General features: G+C 41.0%; 24 protein-coding genes. 4 read left to right on the top strand and 20 right to left on the bottom strand.

Annotated elements, in window-relative coordinates:
- Positions 1-28: 28 nt before the first annotated feature.
- The 3 genes from asnA to QMQ21_RS10035 all read right to left on the bottom strand — a co-directional run bounded on the left by asnA (position 29) and on the right by QMQ21_RS10035 (position 2,612).
- Positions 29-1,021, bottom strand: a complete 993-nt coding sequence (gene asnA, locus QMQ21_RS10045; RefSeq protein ID WP_000748005.1) for an aspartate--ammonia ligase — start codon at positions 1,019-1,021, stop codon at positions 29-31.
- Positions 1,022-1,132: 111 nt separating this feature from the next.
- Positions 1,133-1,816: a Bax inhibitor-1/YccA family protein gene (locus QMQ21_RS10040; protein WP_060806086.1), complete on the bottom strand. Its 684-nt coding sequence runs from the start codon at positions 1,814-1,816 to the stop codon at positions 1,133-1,135.
- A 55-nt stretch (positions 1,817-1,871) separates the two neighbouring features.
- Positions 1,872-2,612 carry a TrmH family RNA methyltransferase gene (locus QMQ21_RS10035; RefSeq protein WP_261814375.1) on the bottom strand — a complete coding sequence of 247 codons (741 nt, stop codon included), beginning with the start codon at positions 2,610-2,612 and terminating at the stop codon, positions 1,872-1,874.
- Positions 2,613-2,645: 33 nt separating this feature from the next.
- Here QMQ21_RS10035 and QMQ21_RS10030 point away from each other — a divergent pair, with 33 nt between their 5' ends.
- The gene (locus tag QMQ21_RS10030) at positions 2,646-2,924 is read left to right on the top strand and encodes an acylphosphatase (RefSeq protein WP_261814374.1); all 279 of its coding nucleotides are present in this window, start codon (positions 2,646-2,648) and stop codon (positions 2,922-2,924) included.
- 77 nt (positions 2,925-3,001) lie between these two features.
- Positions 3,002-3,928 (top strand): membrane protein insertase YidC, encoded by a 927-nt coding sequence (yidC, locus tag QMQ21_RS10025; RefSeq protein ID WP_077804671.1) that lies wholly within the window; start codon positions 3,002-3,004, stop codon positions 3,926-3,928.
- A gap of 176 nt (positions 3,929-4,104) precedes the next feature.
- Here yidC and QMQ21_RS10020 read toward each other — a convergent pair whose 3' ends face one another.
- The 5 genes from QMQ21_RS10020 to QMQ21_RS10000 form a co-directional block, all read right to left on the bottom strand.
- On the bottom strand, positions 4,105-5,193 hold the full coding sequence (locus tag QMQ21_RS10020) for a sensor histidine kinase (protein ID WP_049535582.1): 1,089 nt from the start codon (positions 5,191-5,193) through the stop codon (positions 4,105-4,107).
- Complete coding sequence (locus tag QMQ21_RS10015) at positions 5,163-5,849, bottom strand: response regulator transcription factor (protein WP_000323582.1); 687 nt, start codon at positions 5,847-5,849, stop codon at positions 5,163-5,165. Before QMQ21_RS10015 ends, QMQ21_RS10020 begins: the two co-directional genes overlap by 31 nt.
- A 61-nt stretch (positions 5,850-5,910) precedes the next feature.
- Positions 5,911-6,630, bottom strand: a complete 720-nt coding sequence (locus QMQ21_RS10010) for a hypothetical protein (RefSeq protein ID WP_261814373.1) — start codon at positions 6,628-6,630, stop codon at positions 5,911-5,913.
- A 1-nt stretch (position 6,631) separates the two neighbouring features.
- On the bottom strand, positions 6,632-7,417 hold the full coding sequence (locus QMQ21_RS10005; protein WP_261814372.1) for a hypothetical protein: 786 nt from the start codon (positions 7,415-7,417) through the stop codon (positions 6,632-6,634).
- A gap of 1 nt (position 7,418) precedes the next feature.
- A complete protein-coding gene (locus QMQ21_RS10000; protein ID WP_261814371.1) occupies positions 7,419-8,129 on the bottom strand; it encodes an ABC transporter ATP-binding protein in 711 nt (236 codons plus the stop codon).
- A gap of 103 nt (positions 8,130-8,232) precedes the next feature.
- Here QMQ21_RS10000 and QMQ21_RS09995 point away from each other — a divergent pair, with 103 nt between their 5' ends.
- Complete coding sequence (locus tag QMQ21_RS09995; protein WP_023943465.1) at positions 8,233-8,448, top strand: hypothetical protein; 216 nt, start codon at positions 8,233-8,235, stop codon at positions 8,446-8,448.
- 45 nt (positions 8,449-8,493) lie between these two features.
- Here QMQ21_RS09995 and pflA read toward each other — a convergent pair whose 3' ends face one another.
- From pflA to QMQ21_RS09940, 11 genes are all read right to left on the bottom strand, one after another.
- On the bottom strand, positions 8,494-9,288 hold the full coding sequence (gene pflA / locus QMQ21_RS09990; RefSeq protein WP_004255837.1) for a pyruvate formate-lyase-activating protein: 795 nt from the start codon (positions 9,286-9,288) through the stop codon (positions 8,494-8,496).
- 125 nt (positions 9,289-9,413) lie between these two features.
- Positions 9,414-10,664 (bottom strand): diaminopimelate decarboxylase, encoded by a 1,251-nt coding sequence (locus QMQ21_RS09985; RefSeq protein WP_261814370.1) that lies wholly within the window; start codon positions 10,662-10,664, stop codon positions 9,414-9,416.
- Positions 10,665-10,730: 66 nt separating this feature from the next.
- Positions 10,731-11,558 (bottom strand): pur operon repressor, encoded by an 828-nt coding sequence (gene purR, locus QMQ21_RS09980; protein WP_261814369.1) that lies wholly within the window; start codon positions 11,556-11,558, stop codon positions 10,731-10,733.
- 265 nt (positions 11,559-11,823) lie between these two features.
- Positions 11,824-12,765 carry a 3'-5' exoribonuclease YhaM family protein gene (locus tag QMQ21_RS09975; RefSeq protein ID WP_084872215.1) on the bottom strand — a complete coding sequence of 314 codons (942 nt, stop codon included), beginning with the start codon at positions 12,763-12,765 and terminating at the stop codon, positions 11,824-11,826.
- Positions 12,755-14,011 (bottom strand): DNA recombination protein RmuC, encoded by a 1,257-nt coding sequence (locus tag QMQ21_RS09970; RefSeq protein WP_261814368.1) that lies wholly within the window; start codon positions 14,009-14,011, stop codon positions 12,755-12,757. Before QMQ21_RS09970 ends, QMQ21_RS09975 begins: the two co-directional genes overlap by 11 nt.
- A gap of 1 nt (position 14,012) precedes the next feature.
- The gene (locus tag QMQ21_RS09965; RefSeq protein ID WP_261814367.1) at positions 14,013-14,675 is read right to left on the bottom strand and encodes a thiamine diphosphokinase; all 663 of its coding nucleotides are present in this window, start codon (positions 14,673-14,675) and stop codon (positions 14,013-14,015) included.
- The gene (gene rpe / locus QMQ21_RS09960; RefSeq protein WP_261814366.1) at positions 14,638-15,294 is read right to left on the bottom strand and encodes a ribulose-phosphate 3-epimerase; all 657 of its coding nucleotides are present in this window, start codon (positions 15,292-15,294) and stop codon (positions 14,638-14,640) included. The genes QMQ21_RS09965 and rpe overlap by 38 nt, the downstream gene beginning before the upstream one ends.
- Positions 15,295-15,304: 10 nt before the next feature.
- Positions 15,305-16,183, bottom strand: coding sequence for a ribosome small subunit-dependent GTPase A (gene rsgA, locus QMQ21_RS09955; protein WP_101782505.1), 879 nt, complete (start codon positions 16,181-16,183; stop codon positions 15,305-15,307).
- Position 16,184: 1 nt separating this feature from the next.
- Positions 16,185-17,057, bottom strand: coding sequence for a 16S rRNA (adenine(1518)-N(6)/adenine(1519)-N(6))-dimethyltransferase RsmA (gene rsmA / locus QMQ21_RS09950; protein ID WP_004255823.1), 873 nt, complete (start codon positions 17,055-17,057; stop codon positions 16,185-16,187).
- 65 nt (positions 17,058-17,122) lie between these two features.
- The gene (gene rnmV / locus QMQ21_RS09945; RefSeq protein ID WP_261814365.1) at positions 17,123-17,689 is read right to left on the bottom strand and encodes a ribonuclease M5; all 567 of its coding nucleotides are present in this window, start codon (positions 17,687-17,689) and stop codon (positions 17,123-17,125) included.
- Positions 17,689-18,462: a TatD family hydrolase gene (locus QMQ21_RS09940; RefSeq protein WP_004255819.1), complete on the bottom strand. Its 774-nt coding sequence runs from the start codon at positions 18,460-18,462 to the stop codon at positions 17,689-17,691. Before QMQ21_RS09940 ends, rnmV begins: the two co-directional genes overlap by 1 nt.
- Positions 18,463-18,618: 156 nt before the next feature.
- Here QMQ21_RS09940 and QMQ21_RS09935 point away from each other — a divergent pair, with 156 nt between their 5' ends.
- The gene (locus QMQ21_RS09935; protein ID WP_261814364.1) at positions 18,619-20,463 is read left to right on the top strand and encodes an APC family permease; all 1,845 of its coding nucleotides are present in this window, start codon (positions 18,619-18,621) and stop codon (positions 20,461-20,463) included.
- A gap of 243 nt (positions 20,464-20,706) precedes the next feature.
- Here QMQ21_RS09935 and QMQ21_RS09930 read toward each other — a convergent pair whose 3' ends face one another.
- Entirely contained in the window at positions 20,707-22,671 is a 1,965-nt protein-coding gene (locus tag QMQ21_RS09930; protein WP_261814363.1) for a peptide ABC transporter substrate-binding protein, read from the bottom strand.
- Positions 22,672-22,781 lie beyond the last annotated feature (110 nt).

Genomic DNA, 22,781 nt, shown 5'->3' with positions numbered 1-22,781 from the left:
AGAAAATCGAACCTTGCGGTTCGATTCTCTACAAAATATTTTCGTAAGTATCGCGGACTTCTTGAGGCCAAACACTTGTTTGCACTTCTCCGATGTGTTTCTTGCGAAGTAGGAACATAGCCATTCGAGATTGTCCAATTCCTCCACCGATTGTCAACGGGAATAGGCCATTCAACAAAGCCTTGTGCCATTCCAATTCTAAACGGTCTTCATCACCGGTAATTTCTACCTGACGGCGAAGGGTTTCTTCATCTACACGAATCCCCATAGAAGACAACTCAAAGGCTCCACCCAGAGATTCATTCCAGACAAGAATATCGCCATTTAGACCCTTGTAGCCATTTTCAGACTCGCTTGTCCAGTCATCGTAGTCTGGTGCACGCCCATCGTGCGGTTTACCATCTGGCAACTCGCCACCGATACCGATCAAGAAGACTGCTCCAAATTCTTTACAAATAGCATTTTCACGCTCTTTTGGTGTCAAGTCTGGGTAGCGTTCTACCAACTCTTCTGTGTGGATAAAAGTGATTTGTTTTGGCAAGATAGACTCAATGTCATAACGGGCTTCAACAGCTAACTCAGTAAGGCGAATAGCCTTGTAAATCTTCTCAACTGTTTCTTTTAAGTAAGCGATATTGCGTTTACCATTTGGGATAACCTTCTCCCAGTCCCACTGGTCAACATAAACAGAGTGGGTCGCATCCAACGAGTCTTCGTCTGGACGAAGAGCCTTCATGTGGACGAAAAGCCCTTCACCTTCACCGAAGCCAAAACGGGCCAAAGTATGGCGTTTCCATTTAGCAAGGGAGTGCACCACTTCATAAGTAGCATCCGGGATTTGGAGAACCTTGACCGATACGGCGTTCTCCACACCTGATAAGTTGTCCTGCATCCCGTCGCCGACCCTGCTCAAGATAGGACCTTGAACTTCGACAACTTCTAACTTATCTTTCAAATATTGGGTAAAAGTGTTTTTGACAAAGGAAATCTCTTCTTGTTGATGGATAAAACTTTTCTTCATAAACTACTCCTCAAAAAATTAATTAAAAGCATTATACACCTATTTTCGAGAAAAGAAAAGAGAAATTTTAAAAAAATCAGTGTCACTCAAAACACTGATTTCATAGACCTTCTAGTCATTGCGACCAAAGATACGTAGAATACTTAGGAAAAGATTGATAAAATCAAGATAGATACTGAGAGCCATTGACACAACCCAACCTGTCGCTACACGACCTTGTGATTGCTCATAAGCAAGGCGAATCCTTTGGTTGTCCCAAGCAATCAACCCGGAGAAAACCAAAACCATGGCTACGCTAATCATATAATCAAAGAAACCACTAGCCAAGAAAATATTGACTACCATAGCAATCAGTAAACCAATGAGAGCTGCCATCATTGCTCGACCAAGCCCACTCAAGTCTTTCTTGGTGAAGATACCAACTGCCGCCATGACAAAGAAGAGAAGGGCGCTTGATACAAAGGCAGATAAAACTGTACCCGGAGTATAGAAAGCTACCACAAAACTAAGGGTAAAGCCGTTTAATACTGAGTAAAGTAAAAATACTGGAAGAGCCGCTGGACTATTCCTTGAAGCCATACTACTGGCAACGAAAACCAAAGCTAACTCCGCAAAAGTAGCAATGGTCAACCAGAGATGCCCCTGCATCAAAAAGTAAACTAACTGAGACTGAAAGACCGTCAACATAAGGCCCGATACCAAAGCAGATAGTCCGATTCCCAGACCAACAAAAGCATAAACCTTAGCGTAAAATTGATTGAGACCTGCACGGTCATGTATAATAGTGTGATTCATCCTTTTCTCCTTTTCTATGAACATCTTTCCTTGATTATAACAAAAAAAGTTAAAATTAGCTTAAATGGAAAATCAAAATACCGGCTGCAACCGCAACATTCAAACTCTCGGCCTGCCCCTTCATGCTAATATGGACCAACTGGTCTGCACTTTCAGCCATAAGGGGACTAATTCCTTGACCCTCATTTCCCATGACTAGTACAAAATTTTCTATAGGAGGCAGTTCTCTGTAATCAATAGAATCTTTAGATAGGGTTGTTGCCAGCACAGGGATAGCCGCCTCTTTAGCTTCCTCGAGAAGCGCTTGACTCGACATCCGGTAAATAGGCAGATGAAAATGACTGCCTTGCATCGAACGTAAGGTCTTGAGACTGTAGATATCTGCCGATTTATCTGAAACAATCACTCCAGTAAAACCTGCTGCATCCGCAGTCCGAATGATAGTTCCCACATTACCAGGATCTTGCACATCTTCCAAAAATAAGAACTTACCCTGACTAAAATCAACTTGTCCTACTTCTTCTTTTTGAACCACGGCAACAATGCCCTGCGGAGTCTGAGAATCCGCTAAATCTAGCAAAATATCCTCTGACACCCAGACAGTTTGCGGAAAAGTAGCTAACTGATCTCGGTAATTTTCTAGGGCAAAGATTTTCTCAATCGTCACTCCAGCTTGAACAGCTTCTTCAAACAAGTGCCATCCTTCAATCAAATAGGCAGACTTGCGGTATTTTTTTTGGTGTAATTTCTTGGCATTTTTTACCACAGAATTGGCTTTTGAGGTTATAATAGTCATAGAAATATTATAACACAATCAAAGGGGTTTGGTATGCAAAAGGTTAGAATGATTGTCCAAGGTAGGGTTCAAGGAGTCGGCTTTCGTTGGGGTGTTTACAGCTTGGCACTTGAAATTGGTGGCATCACAGGTCGGGTATGGAATAACGACGATGGCACAGTGGAAATCTTAGCCCAAGCAGACTCATCTGCTATCATGGCAAAATTTATCCAAGAAATCCGAAAAGGACCGACACCTTTTTCAAAAGTCAGCTACTTAGATGTCCAACTGAGCAACTTTCCTCCCTACTCTGACTTTAAAATCGCAAATTAGGTCTCTAGAACTATTGTATATTTTGTAAAAAAACAGTAGAATAGAAAGGTATAATTTTTAAAGAAGGAATAAAAACAGTGAAATCTATTAAACGTTTTGCACTCTCGGCTATGGGAGTGGCTATGTTGCTAGTCTTGACTGGCTGTGTTAGCGTCGATAAAGCCACAGGAAAGCCAATAGGATTTATTTGGAATACGATCGGAGCGCCTATGGCTGAAGCTATCAAGTACTTCGCTACTGATAAAGGTCTAGGCTTCGGTATCGCTATCATCATCGTAACCATTATCGTGCGCTTGATTATCTTGCCACTTGGTATCTACCAATCATGGAAGGCAACGCTTCACTCTGAAAAGATGAACGCCCTCAAGCACGTCCTTGAGCCACACCAAACACGTCTCAAGGAAGCAACAACTCAAGAAGAAAAACTCGAAGCCCAACAAGCTCTCTTTGCTGCTCAAAAAGAGCACGGCATCAGCATGTTTGGTGGTGTAGGATGTTTCCCTATCCTCCTTCAAATGCCTTTCTTCTCTGCAATTTACTTTGCTGCCCAATATACTGAAGGTGTTGCTCAAGCAAGTTACCTAGGAATTCCTCTAGGCTCTCCAAGTATGATTTTAGCTGCCTGCGCTGGTGTCCTTTACTATCTTCAATCACTCCTTTCACTTCACGGAGTAGAAGATGAAACGCAAAGAGATCAAATCAAGAAAATGGCTTACGTGAGCCCAGTCATGATTGCCGGCTTCTCTCTCATCTCACCAGCTAGTGTCACACTTTATTGGGTTGTCGGTGGTTTCATGATGATTCTCCAACAGTTTATCGTCAACTATATCGTTCGTCCAAAACTTCGCAAAAAAGTCCGTGAAGAACTAGCCAAGAACCCACCAAAAGCAAGTGCTTTCTCTAAACCAAGTGGACGAAAAGACGTTACCCCTGAACAACCAACTGCTATCACAAGCAAGAAAAAACACAAAAATCGCAACGCTGGAAAACAACGTTCGAGATAAAGCTACGTAAATTATCCAATAATTAAAAAACGAATGAATGATAAATAGTTTTCATCAACTAGATATCATCATTCGTTTTTATTATCTACCGTTACATCTTATACTAGTCGAAAAAGTTAAATAGTTTAAAAGCTCACATATAAAAACTATTCAATCATAAATTAACAAGTAACTCGCTATGATTTAATACAATTCACAGTTATTAAAACTTCTGCTCCCGCGTCTCTATTTCTAAGCTCAACTCGGCCTTTGTGTAGTTTTGCAACTCTACATACAAAACTAAGTCCAATACCATAATGTTGCTCTTTATACGATCTAGCTTTATCCATACGATAAAAGAGCTTTCCAAAATTATTTAAAACTTCCTCTGGAAATTCCGAACCATTATTCCATATGCTTATTTTCAATTCTTTCCCCTCTTGCTCTACCCTAATGTTAATTTTAGGATTCTGTTTATCTGCATACTCCAAAGCATTTGTTAAAATATTTTGTATTGCACGAATCAGAAGAGATGGATTTATATAATAGTTTTCAGTTCCGTTCACATTTTGTTCAAAAGAAAACTTCATCTGATTTTTTATCAAAAAAGAAACTTCTTTCTCTAATTCATTGATAAAATCTGAAGAGGAATATTCCACCCAGCCTGTCTCATCATCATAATAGGTTTTAGAATAGTGAATCAATTGATTGAAATAATCTAGTAACTGTTGACTAGCTCTTTCTATATCTGCTAAGCATTCTTGAGATTGGTCGTTTTCAGTTATCGCCTGCAAAAATTCCACATTTCCCCTAATAATGGTTAAGGGAGTTTTTAAATCATGAGAAGCTGCTGAAACCTGAAACATCAAATCTTCTTTCTGCTGTTTCTCATCAACTATTAATTGTCTAATTCTATCTTGCATCACAATAATCCGATTTCCTGTCTCACGAAATTCTTTAACCGTTAAACTTTCTGTACATTCCCTCTCCAACCACATACTATTTTCATAAATCAAAGTCATTTCATAACTCAGTTTTTTCAACAATTTTCCAATGTGATAACTTATTAGAATAATCAATAAAACACAAATATATATCCATGATGACACATTAAAAAAGATTGATAGAACACCACTATTGTTTAAAGTTTTCCCGTCTTCATTTATTTGTATAGATACTGAAGCTAAAGGAATAAGATAGGCCATTAGTAAGCCAAGACTAAATTGCCAAATAATTCTCCAACAGGTTTCTCGAATTAATTGTCTAAAACTTTTGATTCTACCCATTGATATCCTCCACCGTACAAGGTTTTAATTGGATTTAATTGATAAGGTTTCAGCTTTTGACGAATTTGATAAATGTACTCTGAAACCGAACGTAAAAGAGCTTCTGAACTTTGTGGATATAGATAATTATAAATTTCCTCAATAGAATATATTTTACTTGGGTTGCTTGCCAAAAGATTCACTATGTCAAATTCCCTCCTTGTCAGAGCAATCTTATCATCGTTTACAAATAGTTCCTTACTATCCGTATATAGTATAAGCTTCCCAATCTTTATTTGATGAACATTTCCTTTAGTCCGTTCTTCACGACGCAAGTGCATTTTAACACGTGCTAACAATTCTTGCATACTAAAGGGCTTCATAATATAATCATCAGCACCTGCATTGATTCCAGCTACTAAGTCTTCATCCATATCCTTTGCAGTTATAAAACAGATAGGAACAGTTATCTGCTCGCGAATCATCTGACAGATTTCTAAACCACTAACAGGCATCATAATATCTAATAGAATCAAGTCAAAGCCTGTAAAATCACAAAGATCAATCTCTTCTATCTTATTTCGTATGACTACTTCATATTTTTCATATTCTAGTACTTTTTTTATTAGGCGAAGAATAGCAAGATCATCATCTACAACCAAAATTTTATAAGCCATAACTCACCCTCCTGAATATATTATAGCACTAACTGAGAAAAAGACAGGATATCCCCTGTCTTTAGCCTACATTTCTTCCTATTAGTATCAGTGTAGCAAATACAAAAACAATTAATAACCAAACTATTTGTATCCCTAAGCCTTGCCACACTGGATAATAAAGAGACAATGGATAGGTATAAAAACAATTCATACTAGCCAGTAATGGTAAATTTCTAAAAAAAGAACTGAATTGTAATAACATTTGTCCCAACCCCAATAAAAGGGATAAACTTATTCCCAAAATTAAGATAAAAGACTGGGAAATAAATACAAAAATACCACTTAAAAGAGAGAAGGTTAGAATAGAAATACAAGCTGGAAATAGAATTGTTAGAACATGTTTAATATTACTCAAAAGATTGATATTGTAGTATCCTTGGGCGATTAGTATGCATAATGATATTACAGCAACCAATAATACAATTTCCATACATAATACAATAGCTAGTTTAGATATTATAAATTTAAAACGGTTTGGACAGGTAAGAAAACTGGTACGAAGGCTAGAACCTGTAAATTCTTGACCTATAAATAGAACCGCTAGACTAACGAAACCTGCCTGTCCTAAATAGAGACTTTGCAGTAGCTGTTCCAAAACAAACTGTAGAGTCAACTGGTCTGACTTACTATTTAAAAAAACAACCATCGCCGGAATACACAGTAATAGAGCACCTATAATCAACCAGTGCCAAGGATTCATAATAAACTTGAGATACTCACTTTTAAGTTGTTCTTTCAACTTATTCACCTCCTCCAATATCTGACTTGAGTAAGCGGTAAATTGCTAAAGCCAAGAATGAGAAGTTCCAACAAAGTAAAAATAAAATATGTTGTAAACTATTATGTTCTAAAATTTGAGGAGATGTAGCAATCAATCCTTGCCCCAATGCAACTGGAAGAAATTTTGCAGCTGAGATATAGTTTGCTAAGAATGTTCCTGAATTGTAGACTTGAGGAAGCAAAAATAATAGAGGAACAATGGCTGTTTTAAATGCCAAAGCCATAATATAGGCTAGCAGCCCCAACAAGGTCCAAGCTATACTGGCTAAAAATATATAGAACCAAACTGTCCCATTTAGTGAAAAAAGCAATAAGCCATCTTGTCCTAAAACATAATGTGTCATGTTAATCGTAAGGAATATTGATAAAAATGAAATGAAAAAAGAAAATACAAGCCAAACTAATGTTTTTGAAACTAGGAAAGTACTTCGATTTGTAATAGAGAGGAGGCTTGTACGAATAGCAGAGCATTTATACTCCTCGGCTCCGTAAATTGAGCCTAGGATAATCATAATAAAAACACCAAATAAAGTGACATCAAAACCTAAAAATTCAATAGGAGGTATAGCTTCTGCTAATTCTGGATTTGTCTCTGGTGTAGCATGAATACCAACTGAAACAATTTGAGAAACACCAATATTTGCTAAAAACGTTTGAAACACCAGTATCAAGAATAGTACAACATGAGTAGCTCTCCTATAAAGCAATTTCAATATTTCAGAATGAAGAGAGTAAATAAGTGCCATGTCACTTTCCTCCCTCTGTTAAACTAAAGAAGACTTCCTCTAGTGAAGAAAGATTTTTCATCACTTCTTGTAAAGTCCCTTTTATAAGAACTTTTCCTTTATTTATGATAACTACATCATCTGTTACTGCTTCCACTTCCGATAATATATGAGATGATAGCAAGACTGTTTTCCCTTCTTGAGCTTGTTTTTTTATAAACTCTCTAAACCACCGAATTCCTCTTGGATCCAACCCATTAGTCGGTTCATCCAATATCAGATATTGAGGATTTCCTAATAGAGCTGTTGCAATTCCCAAGCGTTGTCCTTCTCCTAATGATAATTTCCCAATTTTAGATTTTTTCTTATGACTAATATCCACCATATCCAAGACTTGCTCAATTCGCTGACTGGATATCCCATTACTAGCAGCAACAATTTTCAAATGTTGATAAACAGTCCGATCATCAGGAGCACCTACACTGTCAAATGAAGCTCCTACAGTTTTTAGAGGAAATTTTAATTCCTTATAAGTTTGATCTCCAATTTTAGTAATACCAGATGTTGCTTTGTCTAATCCTAATAAAATACGTAAGGTTGAACTTTTTCCAGCTCCATTTGGACCTAGGAAAGCAGTCACTCTACCTGCTTTTGCTTCAAAAGAAATATCTTTTAAAATTTGAGTTTGCCCATACGACTTACATAAATTTTTAATGATAATACTTTGTTCCATGATGTTCTCCTATTCTATTTAATATTTCTAAAAGTAACTATATCTTACACATTCTTTTTCGGATTTTTTTCAGAATTTAGAGAGTAAAAAAGATTTATAGTCAATGAAAATCAAAGAGCAAACTAGGAAGCTAGCCGTAGGTTGCTCAAAGCACTGCTTTGAGGTTGCAGATAGAACTGACGAAGTCAGCTCAAAACATGGGTTTGAGGTTGTGGATGAAACTGACGAAGTCAATAACCATACATACGGCAAGACGACGTTGACGCGGTTTGAAGAGATTTTCGAAGAGTATAAAATTTTGTTTCATTTAATTATCTAGATTTGTGTAAACTTAAAAGCCCGATGTTTCCATCAGGCTTCTTTTTTATCCATGTACACGTTTCATATAGTCTTGGTAACTTTCGGTATCCATGAGTTTTTTAGCGTTCTTAACGCGGTCTGCTGTTGGTGGTTTAACTCCTTCGAGGGAATAAGGAATTCCCAATTCACGCCATTTGAATTCTCCCATGGTATGATAAGGTAGAATTTCAAACTTATCAACATTTTTAAGGGTCTTGACGAACTTACCAAGTTCAATCAAGTCATCATCTCTATCTGTCAATCCTGGAACTAGCACGTGGCGAATCCAGACAGGTTTTCCAATATCTGATAGATACTGGGCACAAGCCAAGATATTTTTATTGGTTTGGCTAGTAACAATCTTGTGCTGTTCTTCGTTGATTTCCTTGATATCCAAGAGGACCAAGTCAGTGACAGCCATGAGTTTGTCAAACTTCTCAAGGTAACGTGGTTTATTACGGAAAGGAAGGGCACAGGTATCCAAGGTACAGTGGATTCCTTGTTCCTTAGCCTTGGTGAAGAGGGCAATCAGGAAATCAATCTGCAAGAGGGCTTCTCCTCCACTGACTGTAATCCCACCCTTATTCCCCCAGAAACCGCGGTAGCGCAAGGCCTCTGTCAAAACATCATCTACCGTCCGTTCACGTGATTTATTGGACTCCATAGCCCAAGTGTCTGGGTTGTGGCAATACTGGCAACGCATGTGACAGCCCTGCAAAAAGACAATAAAGCGAATACCAGGGCCATCTACCGCCCCAAAACTTTCTGTCGAATGCACCATTCCTGTCACTTGTCCATAATCAATTGTTTCTTCAGACATATCGTTACCTTCCTTGAAAACGTTTTATAGTTTTATTATATCATGACTTGAAGGAAAAACAAGATTTTTGCCTATTTTTTAGAAAGCAATCTGTTTTTCAATTTCATTTTCAATGAATTATCATTTTATTCTTCAAAATCAAAGCCATACAAGGTTGCAAAGTAGTCCTCAGGGCGCTCTGCACGGCGGATTTGGCGGGCTTTACCTTCTTCGGTATAGAGGATTTCCGCAGAACGAAGTTTGGCGTTGTACTGGTAGCCCATTGAAAAACCGTGAGCACCTGTATCATGAATTACCAGCAAATCACCGATTTCTGTATGAGGCAGTTCGCGATTCACTGCAAATTTATCATTGTTTTCACAGAGTGAACCAACCACATCTACCACTTCAGCTGGTCCATCTGGATGTGTCATGTTAGTAATATGATGGTAGGCTCCATACATTGCTGGACGCATGAGGTTGACTGCTGATGCATCCACACCTAGATAGGTACGGTAGGTTTCCTTCTTATGAGTGACTCTTGTGACCAAAGCACCGTGAGGGGCTAGCATAAAACGACCCAATTCGGTGAAAATCTTAACCTGACCAAGACCTGCTGGCGTAAGGACCTCTTCATACACCTTACGAACTCCCTCACCAATCAAGGCGATATCATTTGGCTCCTGCTCAGGACGATAGTTGACACCAATACCGCCAGAAAGATTGATAAAATCTAGTGAAATACCCAACTTTTCCTTGATTTCAACAGCCAATTCAAAAAGCTGACGCGCCAACTCTGGATAATAGAGATGGGTGACGGTATTGGATGCTAGAAAGGAGTGAATCCCAAAAGTCTTGGCTCCTTTTTCCTTCAAGATAGCAAAAGCTTCAAAGATCTGGTCCTTGGTCATGCCAAACTTGGCTTCTCCAGGATTGTCCATGATGTCTGTCCCCAGTTCAAAAACGCCTCCAGGATTATAACGACAAGAGATAATTTCTGGAATGCCTGCTGCACGCTCTAGATGTTCAATATCTTCAAAGGCATCCAAGTTAATGGTCGCACCCAATTCACGTGCATAGGCGTATTCCTTGTCTGGCGTGTTGTTTGAAGAGAACATAATCTCAGAACCAGGGAAATTCAGTTTATGACTCATCAAAAGTTCTACATAACTAGAGCAATCCACACCGCAGCCTTCCTCTTGGAGAATTTTCAAAATAGCTGGTGTTGGAGTAGCCTTAACTGCAAAATATTCCTTAAAGCCCTTGTTCCACGAAAAGGCTTGGTTGACGGCCCTTGCCTTCTCACGAATCCCCTTCTCATCATATAAGTGAAAGGGAGTTGGGAACTCGGCAACAATCTTTTCTAAGTCTTCTTTATTGATAAATGGTGTTTTCATAAGTTTCCTTCTATTCTATTTGCAAAGAAAGGCTGGGACAATCGTTCCAACCTTTAGTTCTATCTCTTATTTATCTTCGTCAAAGATATTGCCAACCTCAACATCGATGGCTTTGTTCTTGACATCAATATTGGTTACCTTCAAGAGTGACTTGTAGTCAAACTGCTTTTCACGTTCTTCTTGGGCATTGTCCGCAAAGACTGCTACACCTGCCAATTCCGAATCAAACTCACGCAAGAGACTAATCATCCCGTTGACCGTTCCGCCGCCTTTCAAGAAGTCATCCACAATCAAGACACGGCTTCCTGCCTTGAGACTACGTTTTGAAAGGAACATTTTCTCAATGCGGTCACCACTTGAACCTGATACATAGTTGACGCTGACAGTTGAACCTTCGGTAATTTTCAGGTCACGGCGCACAATAACAAAAGGAACATTGAGGACATTGGCAACTGCATTTGCAAGCGGAACACCCTTGGTCGCTACTGTCATAACCGCGTCAATCTTTTGGTCCATAAAGCTCTTGGCAATAATGCGACCAATATTTTTCAAGATAGCTGGTGTGCTAAGTAAATCGGACAGGTAGATGTAACCACCTGGCAAGATACGATCACTTTCTGACAACTTGGCACGCAAGTCTTCAACCATTTCCTTAGCATCCTGACTCGAAATAGACGGTGTAAAGATAACACCTCCGCCAGCCCCAGTTACAGTCTGGATGTGACCAATTTCGATTTCCTCAAAGGCTCGTTTGATAATCACGATATCTTCTGAGATGGATGATTTAGCAGATTCATACTTTTCAGCAAAAGTATTGAGGCTAGTTAGTTTATAAGGATTATTAATCAAATAGTTGGAAATGACAACCATCCGATCACTTCTTCTTAATTTCATTTCTATTTCCTATTCCATTTTTATTCAAAAAATCAAAAAGCAAACTAGAAAGCTGGTCGCTGGTGGTTCAAAACACTGTTTTGAGATTGTCGATAGAACTGACAAAGTCTGTAATATAACTACATATATACATACGACAAGGCGATGTTACCCTAGTTTGAAGAGATTTTCGAAGAGTATTAATTTTTATCTTTTACTTATTATACCATATTCACATAAAAAAACGAACATTCTTGTCCTAAAAATGCTCATTTTTCTTAAATTATTAATCTAAATCTGGTTTATAGAAGGAACGATTGTCCATAGCGAAGATTTTATTGGTCATCTCTCCTTTATCCACCAAAGCCAGAGCTGTTGACATCATCATCATGCTTGCATCCAGATTATCAATCATATGGATAATCTCTGCTTCCATAATGCGTGGACGGACTGGGCTTCCATACTCAAGTAAGCCGTGGTGACTGAGGATGACGTGACGAAGCAGAACGACTTCTTCCTTGGTATCATCGATACCGAGTTCCATAACTGTCTTGGTAATTTCACTATCAATCAGAGCGATATGCCCAAGGAGATTGCCTCTGACCGTGTACTCGGTCTGGTCTGGCCCCGTCAACTCGATAACTTTGGCCAAGTCGTGCAACATAATCCCAGCATAGAGCAGACTCTTATTGAGCTGAGGATAGACCTCGCTAATAGCATCTGCCAAACGCACCATAGTCGCCGTATGATAGGCCAAGCCTGTTTCAAAGGCATGGTGGTTGGTCTTGGCAGCTGGATAGGAATAAAATTCCTTATCATACTTGGTGTAGAGCTTTCGGACAATCCGTTGCCAAACAGGATTTTCAATTTTAAAAATCATTTGCGACATGTAGTCACGGATTTCCTTGACATCAACTGGCGACTTGACCTTGAAATCAGCTGGGTCATTGGGTTCACCAGGTTGAGGCAGGCGGAGAGTAATTTGATTGACTTGAGGGGTGTTGTTATAAACTTCTCGACGTCCTTTCATGTGGACAACCTTACCTGCTGTAAAGGCCTCAACATTATGAGATTGGGCATCCCAGAGTTTCCCTTCAATCTCGCCACTATCATCTTGGAAGGTAAAGGCTAGGTAGTTTTTCCCAGCTCGAGTTTGCCTCAGGTCAGCTGACTTGATTAGGTAAAAGCCTTCAAACAGCTCATCTTTTTTCATGTGACTAATCTTCATATTCTTCCTCATTTTCTTGGAAATGGAGTAGATCAAGCGCAGGCTCACCTTCTGACAACTCAATGTGACGGAGCGTCCGCTCGATAGCTGTGGTACGACGGTTTAATAGTTCATCAATATTGCCAGAGGCATGTTGGAGGTGTTTTTGTGCCTTGACCAAAATGCCACCAAACTTGCCAAACTCAGTCTTGACACTAGCAAGAGTCTTACTGATATGGTCGGCACTCTTTTGGATATTAAGTGTTTTAAAGCCAACTGATAGGGAGTTAAGAAGGGCAGAAAGAGTACTTGGCCCAGCTACGATAATCTGTTCTTCCCGTCTCAAATCATCAAAGAAGACGGGATTGCGGACGATTTCTGAGTAGAGCCCTTCTGTCGGAACAAACAAAACTCCAAAATTGGTAGTCCGAGGCGGTGCTATGTACTTGCTCTTGATATCCTTGGCAAAGCGTTTGACGTTGGCTAGGAGCGACTTACGACAGCGTTCGATCTCGTCCTTGTCACCCGCTTCATAGGTTTCTTCTAAGCGGTAATAATCTGCCAGTGGAAACTTGGAGTCAATCGGTAAGTAGACATATTCTTGATTGCCTTGGCCAGGTAACTTGATAGCGTACTCCACTCGTTCACTGGAGTTTTCAACCGTTGCATATTCTCGTTCATACTGGGCAGGGGTCATGATGTCCTCAATAATTTGCCCCAGTTGCAATTCACCCAGAATCCCTCTCGTCTTGGTTCCTGAGAGAACCTTATTGAGGGCTCCAACATCGCGGGCAACTGTCTGCATTTCTCCAAGGCCACGATTGACCGACTCCAGTTGTTTGGAAACTGTCTCAAAGGAAGCCTGCAAGCGTGTCTGCAAGGTCTTTTCTAGTTTTTCCTGGACCGTTTGGCGCATTTGCTCCAAACGTTGCTCATTTGATTCCTGCAAGGCTTGAAGACGTTGGTCGGTCTTATCTCTAGTTTGCAAGAGATTCTCTGTCATTTCTTGACGAACTTGAGTTAAGCCTTGGTGCAATTCAATTCGCACTTCTTGCAAACGGTCACTGACAGCCACTTCCAAATCTTTTTGATCTAACTGACTAGCTTGTCTGGCTTGTTCAAAGCGATAATCTAACTGGTCTGACAAATAATCTGCTTGGTCCTCCAAGCTCTTGGTCAGATATTTTTCCTGCTTATCCTGCCTTTGCCAAATGAGAAAGAGGCCTACCAGATTAGCAATCAATAATAGAATAAGTAAACTTTCCATCCTATCTCCTGTCCTTGCTATGCAACACGACCACATAGCCATCTGGGCAAGTCACCGACACTTCCCTATCTATATATTCGTTAGAAGCGTACACTTTTTTAAAGAAAAAATTTTCCTCTGTCAACTCATACTTGGCACCAAGAATGGTCAGCTGGCTATCCCGAACCGGCATAAAGGCTAGATAGTCATAGTCTAAACGAGGTTCTAGCTGACTGATTCCTTCTGGACAATAGCCAATTAAATTTTGCCCATCCTCAATTTCTATCTGGCGCATATAAGGCGCCAACTTGGGATTGCTAGGCAAAAAGACATTGGCCAGCATATGATCAATACGGCCACCCAAAGCACCGAAAATAGTGACCTCAGCCTGAGGATTTTTCTCAAAAATAGTCAAGAGAGCCAATTCCAAATCGGTATCATCTTTTTCTGGTCGGGCTTGAACAAAATACTGGGCACGTTTTTGAATCACCTGTCGCTCTTCTTCCGTCACAGAATCAAAATCTCCAACCGCTAGAGCAAGAGGTAGGTTTTCCTCCAAGACCCAGAGCGAGCCTCGATCCACACCAACAAAGCAATCGAAGTCTGTCCGGTAGTGACCGCGGTCTCCTCCTGCAAAAACGGCAACCCTAGTCCAGTTGTTTTCTGAGAGTTTGTACTCGCTCATTGACATCTCCCTTAAAGACATAGGAACCTGCTACAAAAACTGTCGCACCAGCTTCTTTGGCTAGAGCAATAGTTTGGTCATCAATCCCACCATCCACTTCAATTTCAAAGTTCAAGCCTTTTTCCTGACGAAGAGCAACCAACTCACGAACCTTATCCATTGTCTCTGGTAGAAAGGCTTGCCCACCAAAGCCTGGATTAACTGTCATGACTAAAACTTGGTCAACTAGGTGAAGCACGTGCTTAATCGCCTCAACAGGCGTACCAGGATTGATAACGACCGAAGGTTTGACACCGAGTGAACGAATTTTTTGGAGGGCACCATGGATATGAGGCGTTGCTTCCACATGGATACTGATGATGTCTGCACCCGCACGCGCAAAGTCTTCCAGATGATGTTCAGGGTTTGACACCATCAAGTGGCAATCGAAAACCATCTTACTATGAGGACGAAGAGCTTCGACCACACCTGCACCAAAACTGATTTGTGGCACAAAGTGACCATCCATGATATCGATATGGGCATATTCTGCCCCAGTTGCTTCTAGACGTTTGATTTCACGTTCAAAGTTGGCATAATCTGCTGCCAGAATTGACGGAGCAATCTTGTATTGAGACATAGGTTTCTCCTTATTTTGGAATTTTTTTGCTGACTTTTTTATAGGTTTCTCTGCGATTTTCAATCTCACTGAGGAATTGCAGGTAGTTGTCAAAACGGAAGCTGGCAATAACACCTTCTTCAACTGCTGGCTTGACAGCACAGGACGGCTCATGGGTATGGGTACAAGTACGGAACTTGCAGTCTCGACTGACAGTGGCAAGCTCTGGAAAAGCCTGATTGAGGTCTTCAGCCGTTGATACTTCATAGTCCAGCGATGAAAAACCTGGTGTGTCCGCGATTTTACCCCCATTGAGGTTGTAAAAACTAACAGCTCGAGTGGTATGGCGCCCACGACCCAGACTGTCTGAGATTTCTCCTGTTTCAAGATTGAGATCTGGTGCGATTTTATTGAGAAGAGTTGACTTCCCAACACCTGTCTGCCCCATAAAGACTGTAACCTTTCCTGTTAACAAAGGCAAGAGTTCTTCTTTACTGGTCACAAAGTCATAGCCAATGTCACCATAGGTCTGCTGGTAAAAATCCAATTCTGACCGATCTTCCAGCAAGTCCATTTTAGAAATATAAATGATAGGATGGATGTCCTTGTGCTCCAATAGAACCAAGAAACGATCCAACAAATTGCTGTTAAAATCAGGTTCCTTGACAGACATGATCACCACAGCTTGGTCAATATTGACAATGGGTGGACGGACCAGACTATTTTTCCGTTCGTGAATCTTGAGGATATAGCCCTCTGAATTTTCCTCGGCAGAAAAGTCGACCAAATCCCCAACGTAGGGAGTATGGCCTTTTTTACGGAAATTCCCACGCGCTCGTGTTTGATAAACCTGACCATCACTTTCTACATAGTAGAACCCTGCCAAGGCTTTAATGATTTGTCCCTGCATCTTAGAGCCCTTGTCCTTTAAGCGCATCTGCTAGGCTGGCAAATTCTGCCAAGCTGAGGGCTTCCCCACGTACACTTGGTGACAAGCCTGCTTGGTCCAAAGCCTTGGTCAGCTTGTCCTTGACCTCTTCAGTCTTGCCAAAGTAACCTGTCAGGTTATTCCATAAAGTCTTGCGTCGATGAGTGAAACTAGCCTTAGAAACCTTAAAGAAGAAGTTCTCGTCTTCCACTGCTACGGCTGGTTCTGGACGACGCACCATTTTCAAAATAGCAGAGTCCACGTTTGGCGCTGGCACAAAGACCGTACGAGGCACGATGAAGGCAACCTTAGCTGTCATATAGTATTGAACAGCGATTGACAAGCTGCCATATGCCTTAGTGTTAGGCTGGGCTGAAATGCGGTCTGCCACTTCTTTCTGCATCATAACAACAAACTCACTAAAAGGAATCCCACTCTCGATTAAGTGCATGAGAATAGGCGTCGTGATGTAGTAAGGTAAATTAGCCACTACCTTGATTGGCAGGTCAGGATTTTTGAAATTCTGGATATGTTGCGCCAAATCAACTTTGAGAATGTCCTCGTTGACTACGGTAACATTGTCAAAATCACGCAAGGTATCTGCCAAAATCGGTACCAAACGGTGGTCGATCTCAAAGGCCATGACTTGAGCCGCACGCTCAGCCAGAAACTCGGTCAAGGCACCAATCCCTGGCCCGATTTCGATGACATTAACCTGGTCATCAATCTCAGCCGTATCCACGATTTTTTGAAGAATATTGGTATCCGTCAAGAAATTTTGCCCGAAGGACTTTTTAAAGGTAAAACCGTGACGCTCCAGCACTGCCTTGGTCACGCTGTAATCTGCAATTCTCATCTATTCTCTTTTCTATTATCTGTTACTACTATTGTAACACATTCCCCTTGTATTTTGGGGTCTACTTAGCTGTTCTCATAAGATTTCATAGCTTCTTCCACTTCCACCAAGGTTACTCCAAATAGTTCTAGGCGTTTCAAGAGTTGCTTGCCGTTGGAATAGCCAATTCGGAGAGCTTCTCCTAGATATTCTCTTCGCTTACGGCTATCTGCTCCCGCTAGAAAACCAAGGCGAATCAAGTCGCTACGACTGATATCAAACTGACTCTCATGTTCAAATTGTTCTGTCACCTGAGCTAGAGCTGTTTTCAAATCTTCATAGCTGGCATGCTCAATTCCCAGAGAACGTCCCTTGGTCTTTGATTTAGGAACAGCTTCATCTCGTTTGAGGAAGGCATGCTGAACCGTTGGAATGGCCGTCATAATCATGCGACGAATCCGCTCCCCATTGAAATCTGGGTCTGTAAAGACAATGACTCCATGACGCTCATGTAGGCGCTGAATACGCTCTATATCCTGATCATTAATGGCAGAACCTCGCGTCTCATAGGTCTCTACATCGAAATAGCGTTTGAGATTGGCCGTATCATCGCGGCCTTCTACCACGATGACTTGAGAAATTTTTTCCTTCATTACTTGCTGTCCAATCCAAAAATTCGTTCTGCATTTGCAGTTGTTACCGCCGATAACTCCTCGGTCGCCATGCCACGCAAGTCGGCGATAAAGTCCACTACATAGCGAGTGTAGGCTGTTTTGTTTTCGCGACCACGTTTAGGAACAGGTGCCAAGTAAGGCGCATCCGTCTCCACCAAGATCTTGTCCAGAGGTAACTCTTTAGCAGCCTCTTGGATATCAGTTGCCTTCTTGAAAGTCACCACTCCTGAGAAGGAAATGGTCATGCCAAGCTCGACAAACTTCTCTGCCCATTCAAGAGTTCCTGAGAAAGAATGCATGATACCACCTCGAGGACCCACGCCCTCACTCTTGATAATTTCATAAGTATCCTCCAGCGCATCACGGGTATGAACAACAAAAGGCAAATCCAAGTCCTTAGATAGCTGAATCTGACGACGAAAAACCTGCTCCTGCACCTCTTTTGGCGCTGTCATCCAATGGTAGTCTAAACCAATTTCACCTAAAGCAACAATCTTGGGATGCTTGAGCTTGTCAAGCAAGTAGGCTTCAATCTCCTCCGTGTAAGTCCTTGCTTCTGTAGGATGCCAACCAATAGTCGCGTAAAGTTGGTCATACTCATCCACCAACTCCAAGGCACGCTCAATCGTCGGTTTATCAAAACCAACAATATTCATCTGTGTCACACCCATCTCAGCAGCCAAGGTAATTTCTTCTGCCTCACGACCAGCAAATTCTTCTACATTCAAGTGTGTATGTGTATCAAAAATCATCTCTTCTAACCTCGTTTTCTATATTCTATTATACCAAAAAACTGACCTCTCTCCTCATATGTACAAAATATTCTAAAATCCATCGTCGTCTCTTGACGCTATTTTTCCAAAGCAGTATAATAGCACTTATTGAAATTTTCAGAAAAGGAAAATGCCATGTTTACAAAATTAAAACAGACTTTTATCGGTCGTCCTCTTAAGTCCTTAACCGAAGGCGAAGGGGGACTACTTGGAAAAATGCAGGCCTTGGCCATGTTGTCAAGCGACGCTCTATCTTCCATTGCCTATGGGCCTGAGCAAGTAGTCCTCGTCTTGGCTAGTCTCTCTCCTCTTGCGATATGGTGGAGCCTTCCTATCGGCCTCTTTGTCCTCCTGCTCCTAGCTAGCCTGACCGTCTCCTACCGTCAAATCATCCATGCCTACCCTCAAGGGGGAGGGGCCTATATGGTTACTCGAGAAAATCTATCTCCCGAACTTGGCTTAATCGCTGGAGGTAGTCTTCTGGTTGACTATATGCTGACCGTAGCAGTATCTGTTTCATCTGGAGCGGACGCTATCACAGCGGCTCTCCCTTCTCTTCACCCGTACAACCTCCACATCTCTATTTTTCTGGTTTGCTTGCTCATGCTCTTGAACTTACGGGGCTTAAAAGAATCTGCCAGTTCACTGATGATTCCTGTCTATCTCTTTATCATCAGTACTGTCTTTCTCTTGCTCTATGGAATCTTTCAACTAGTGACAGGTTCTCTCAGCTATCAGGCAACTTCACCTATTGGGCATGCTGTTCCAAGCCTGTCTATCGTTCTCATTCTTAGAGCTTTTACCAGCGGATCTGCCTCTCTGACAGGGGTTGAAGCTATTTCAAATGCCGTTCCCTTTTTCAAGACTCCAAAAGAAAAGAATGCCGCTCAAACCTTGACCATCATGTCACTGATTTTAGGTTTTCTTTTTGCTGGTATCACCTTCCTAAACTACTGGATGGGGATTCTGCCTCAACACGGAGAAACTATTCTTTCACAGATGGCTCAAGGCATCCTTGGCACTTCTTTCTTAGGCCACCTTGGGTATTATCTCTTCCAATTCTCCACAGCCTTGATTTTGGCCGTAGCTGCAAATACTGGCTTTTCGGCCTTCCCTATGCTGGCTTACAATATGGCTAAAAACAAATACATGCCCCATCTCTTTATGGAAAAAGGAGACCGCCTAGGCTACTCTAATGGAATTTTAACTCTGGCATTTGGGGCTATGATTCTTCTTCTCATTTTTAATGGCAATACCGAACGTTTGATTCCCCTTTATACTATCGGGGTCTTCGTTCCCTTTGCCCTTTCTCAGACTGGGATGATTCGCCATTGGAAAAAAGAAAAAGGGGCAAATTTCTTAAAACCTGCCCTTGCCAATATCCTTGGAGCTATCATTTGCTACGCTATTGTGCTAATCCTGCTCTTATTCCGTCTCAGTGATATCTGGCCTTTCTTCCCGATTATTCTCGTACTCACCCTACTCTTCTTGGCAATTCACAGTCATTACCAAAAAGTAGCCCAACAACTGCGACTCTATGAAGGAATCGAAAAACGTACTTATGACGGTAATCTGGTTCTGGTCCTAGTAGGAAATGTCACCCGAGTCAGTGTCGGAGCCATTAACTACGCTCAAAGTATCGGTGACGAAGTCCTAGCCATGCATATTTCTACCAAGGAAACAGCAGAAAAAGACCAAGAAATTCTCCAAGAATTTGCCGATTACTTCCCAACCATTACTCTGAAAAATATCAAGACCAGCTACCGCGATATCATTACCCCTACTGTCAAGTATGTCAAACGAATTTCCGAGGAAGCTCAGAAAAAGAACTATACAGTCACTGTTCTGGTACCCCAGTTTATCCCTAATAAACCTTGGCAAAATATTCTACACAATCAGATGAGTCTCAAGCTCAAATACGCCCTTCGTTGGCACCAGGACGTCGTTGTCGCTAGCTACTCTTATCACTTAAAAGAATAAAGAAAAGGCCCTACCAGAAGCGAGAAGCGTCTGGTAAGGCCTTTTTTCTGAATCCAGTCACTATGCTTATACTCAATGAAAATCAAAGAGCAAACTAGGAAGCTAGCCGCAGGCTGCTCAAAGCACTGCTTTGAGGTCGTAGATGAAACTGACGAAGTCAGTAACATACCTACGATAAAGCAACGCTGATGTGGTTTGAAGAGATTTTCGAAGAGTATTAACTGAAAAGCATGACTAGGAATATTATTGAATGTGGTTAGCTAAATCTTCCTGAGCTTTTTTATTTGACTCAGCTTTTTCTTTTAGCCATTTTTCATAAAGTTCTTGGTACTGTTTAGCAGTTACTGGCTCTTTTTGCAATTCAACATATTTGTAGTTGTCCGCATTTCCTTTATGACCAACGAATGAGAATGGTCCTGTAAACGGTACAGTCTTACGGAAGATTGGATTAGCTCCACCACTTTGAACTGGTAGGAACAAGGCGCTATCTGTCAACCAAGCTTGGGCTTCAGCATATTTTTCATAGCGAGCTTGAGTATCTGTGATTTCTGCGTCTGCCTGATCCAAGAGTTTCTTGTAGTCAGCAAGACCAATCTTGTCCTTAACTTCCTTGTCTTTTCCTTCAGACAAGCCCATGTTTTTCAACTGAGAACCTGTCTCTGGATCAAGGATATCTAGGTAAGTCTTAGGATCTGAGTAATCTCCACCCCATCCTGAAATGTCAATATCGTAGTCTTTTTGCTCTGCTGTATCTGCAAAGTAGGTTGCTTGGTCTTTTTCATCTGGAGATAGTTGGATAACATCGATGACCACATTCTCCTTACCAAGGGTTTCTTCTACTGTTTGCTTGAAAGAACCAGCCTGTTGCACATCTAACTTAGCAGTCTGGTCAACTGGCATATCCAAATGAATTGGGAAAGTTACTCCCTGAGCTTGCAGACTTTCTTTGGCCTTCGCAAACTTCTCTTTGGCCTTTTCAGGATTCAAGAAGGCTTGCTTACCATCGTTTAGGTCGATATTCCCCCAATCTTTACCGTAGTTGACAATTTTCTCATTAACAATATCACCGAAGTTCTTATCACCAACTTGGACAAAGTTACTTGGTGTAACCGTGTTACGCAAGATACGGTCTGCTCCATCTTCACCATTTGTCTGCGCTGCATAAGCATGACGGTCAAAGGCAAAGTTGATAGCCTGACGGAAATCTTTATTTTGCATAGCTGAGCGTGAATCTGTCTTTTCCTTATCAGACTGTTTCATAGTCTGCTTGTAGCTTTGACGATTAACGTTGAAAAGATAATAGAAAGTAACTGAGTTCTGCGGTGTATAGGTAATCTTGTCCTCATTTCCCTTCTTGAGTTCAGCAAATACTGAACTTGTTGGGAAGATACGACCATCAGTATAGTTACCATCCAAGAAACCTCTTGCAATGCTGTCTTGGTCAGAACCATCAAAGAAAGAAAGTTTCACTTTCTCAATTTTGACCTTGTCTTTATCCCAGTAGTTAGGGTTTTTATCAAACTCAATCAAAGATTTTGATGTAAAGGACTTAAACAAGTAAGGACCATTTGACAAGATACTTGATGGTGTCACACTTCCAAAGTCATCTCCCTTAGACTTCAAGAAAGCTTCATTTACAGGACTAAGAATACTTGCTGTTGTTTTAGAGTTCCAATAAGTCTCAGGTTGATTGAGGGTGTATTGTAGCGTGTAATCATCCACTGCCTTAACACCAACAGTTGCAAAATCAGATGATTTTCCTTCAACATAATCTGCTAGACCCTTGATAGAGTCTTGTACCAAGTACAAGTTTTCAGCTTTTTTATCAGCTGCATACTTAAGACCTGTCACAAAGTCATGAGCTGTTACATCCGCATACTCTTCTCCTTCAGAAGTGTACCATTTAGCTCCCTGACGGATTTTATAAGTGTAGGTCAAACCATCTTTTGACACTGTCCATGACTCAGCCATAGACGGGATGAGATTGCCATACTGGTCGTTTTCCAACAAACCATCAATCAAGTTAGTTGTGATACTAGATGTAGAGTCTCGTGTAGAGGTAATATAATCCAAGGTATCTGGGTTATTGACAAAGATATAAGAGTAAGTCTTATCTGCATTACTTGATTGGGAAGACCCACATGCCGCTAGAGCTAGACCTGCTGTCAAAGCCATAGCTCCAAAAAGCATAACTTTTGATTTCTTCATGATTATTCTCCATTTTTTATAGTATGTGAAATATTATACACCATTTGAGCAAAAATATAAAGCATTTTTGAACTTTTTACAAAAATAAAAATCAGTAGACTCGAGTTCCT

It is taken from the genome of Streptococcus bouchesdurhonensis, from assembly GCF_948472335.1.
This window is presented reverse-complemented; position numbering and strand designations above follow the sequence as displayed.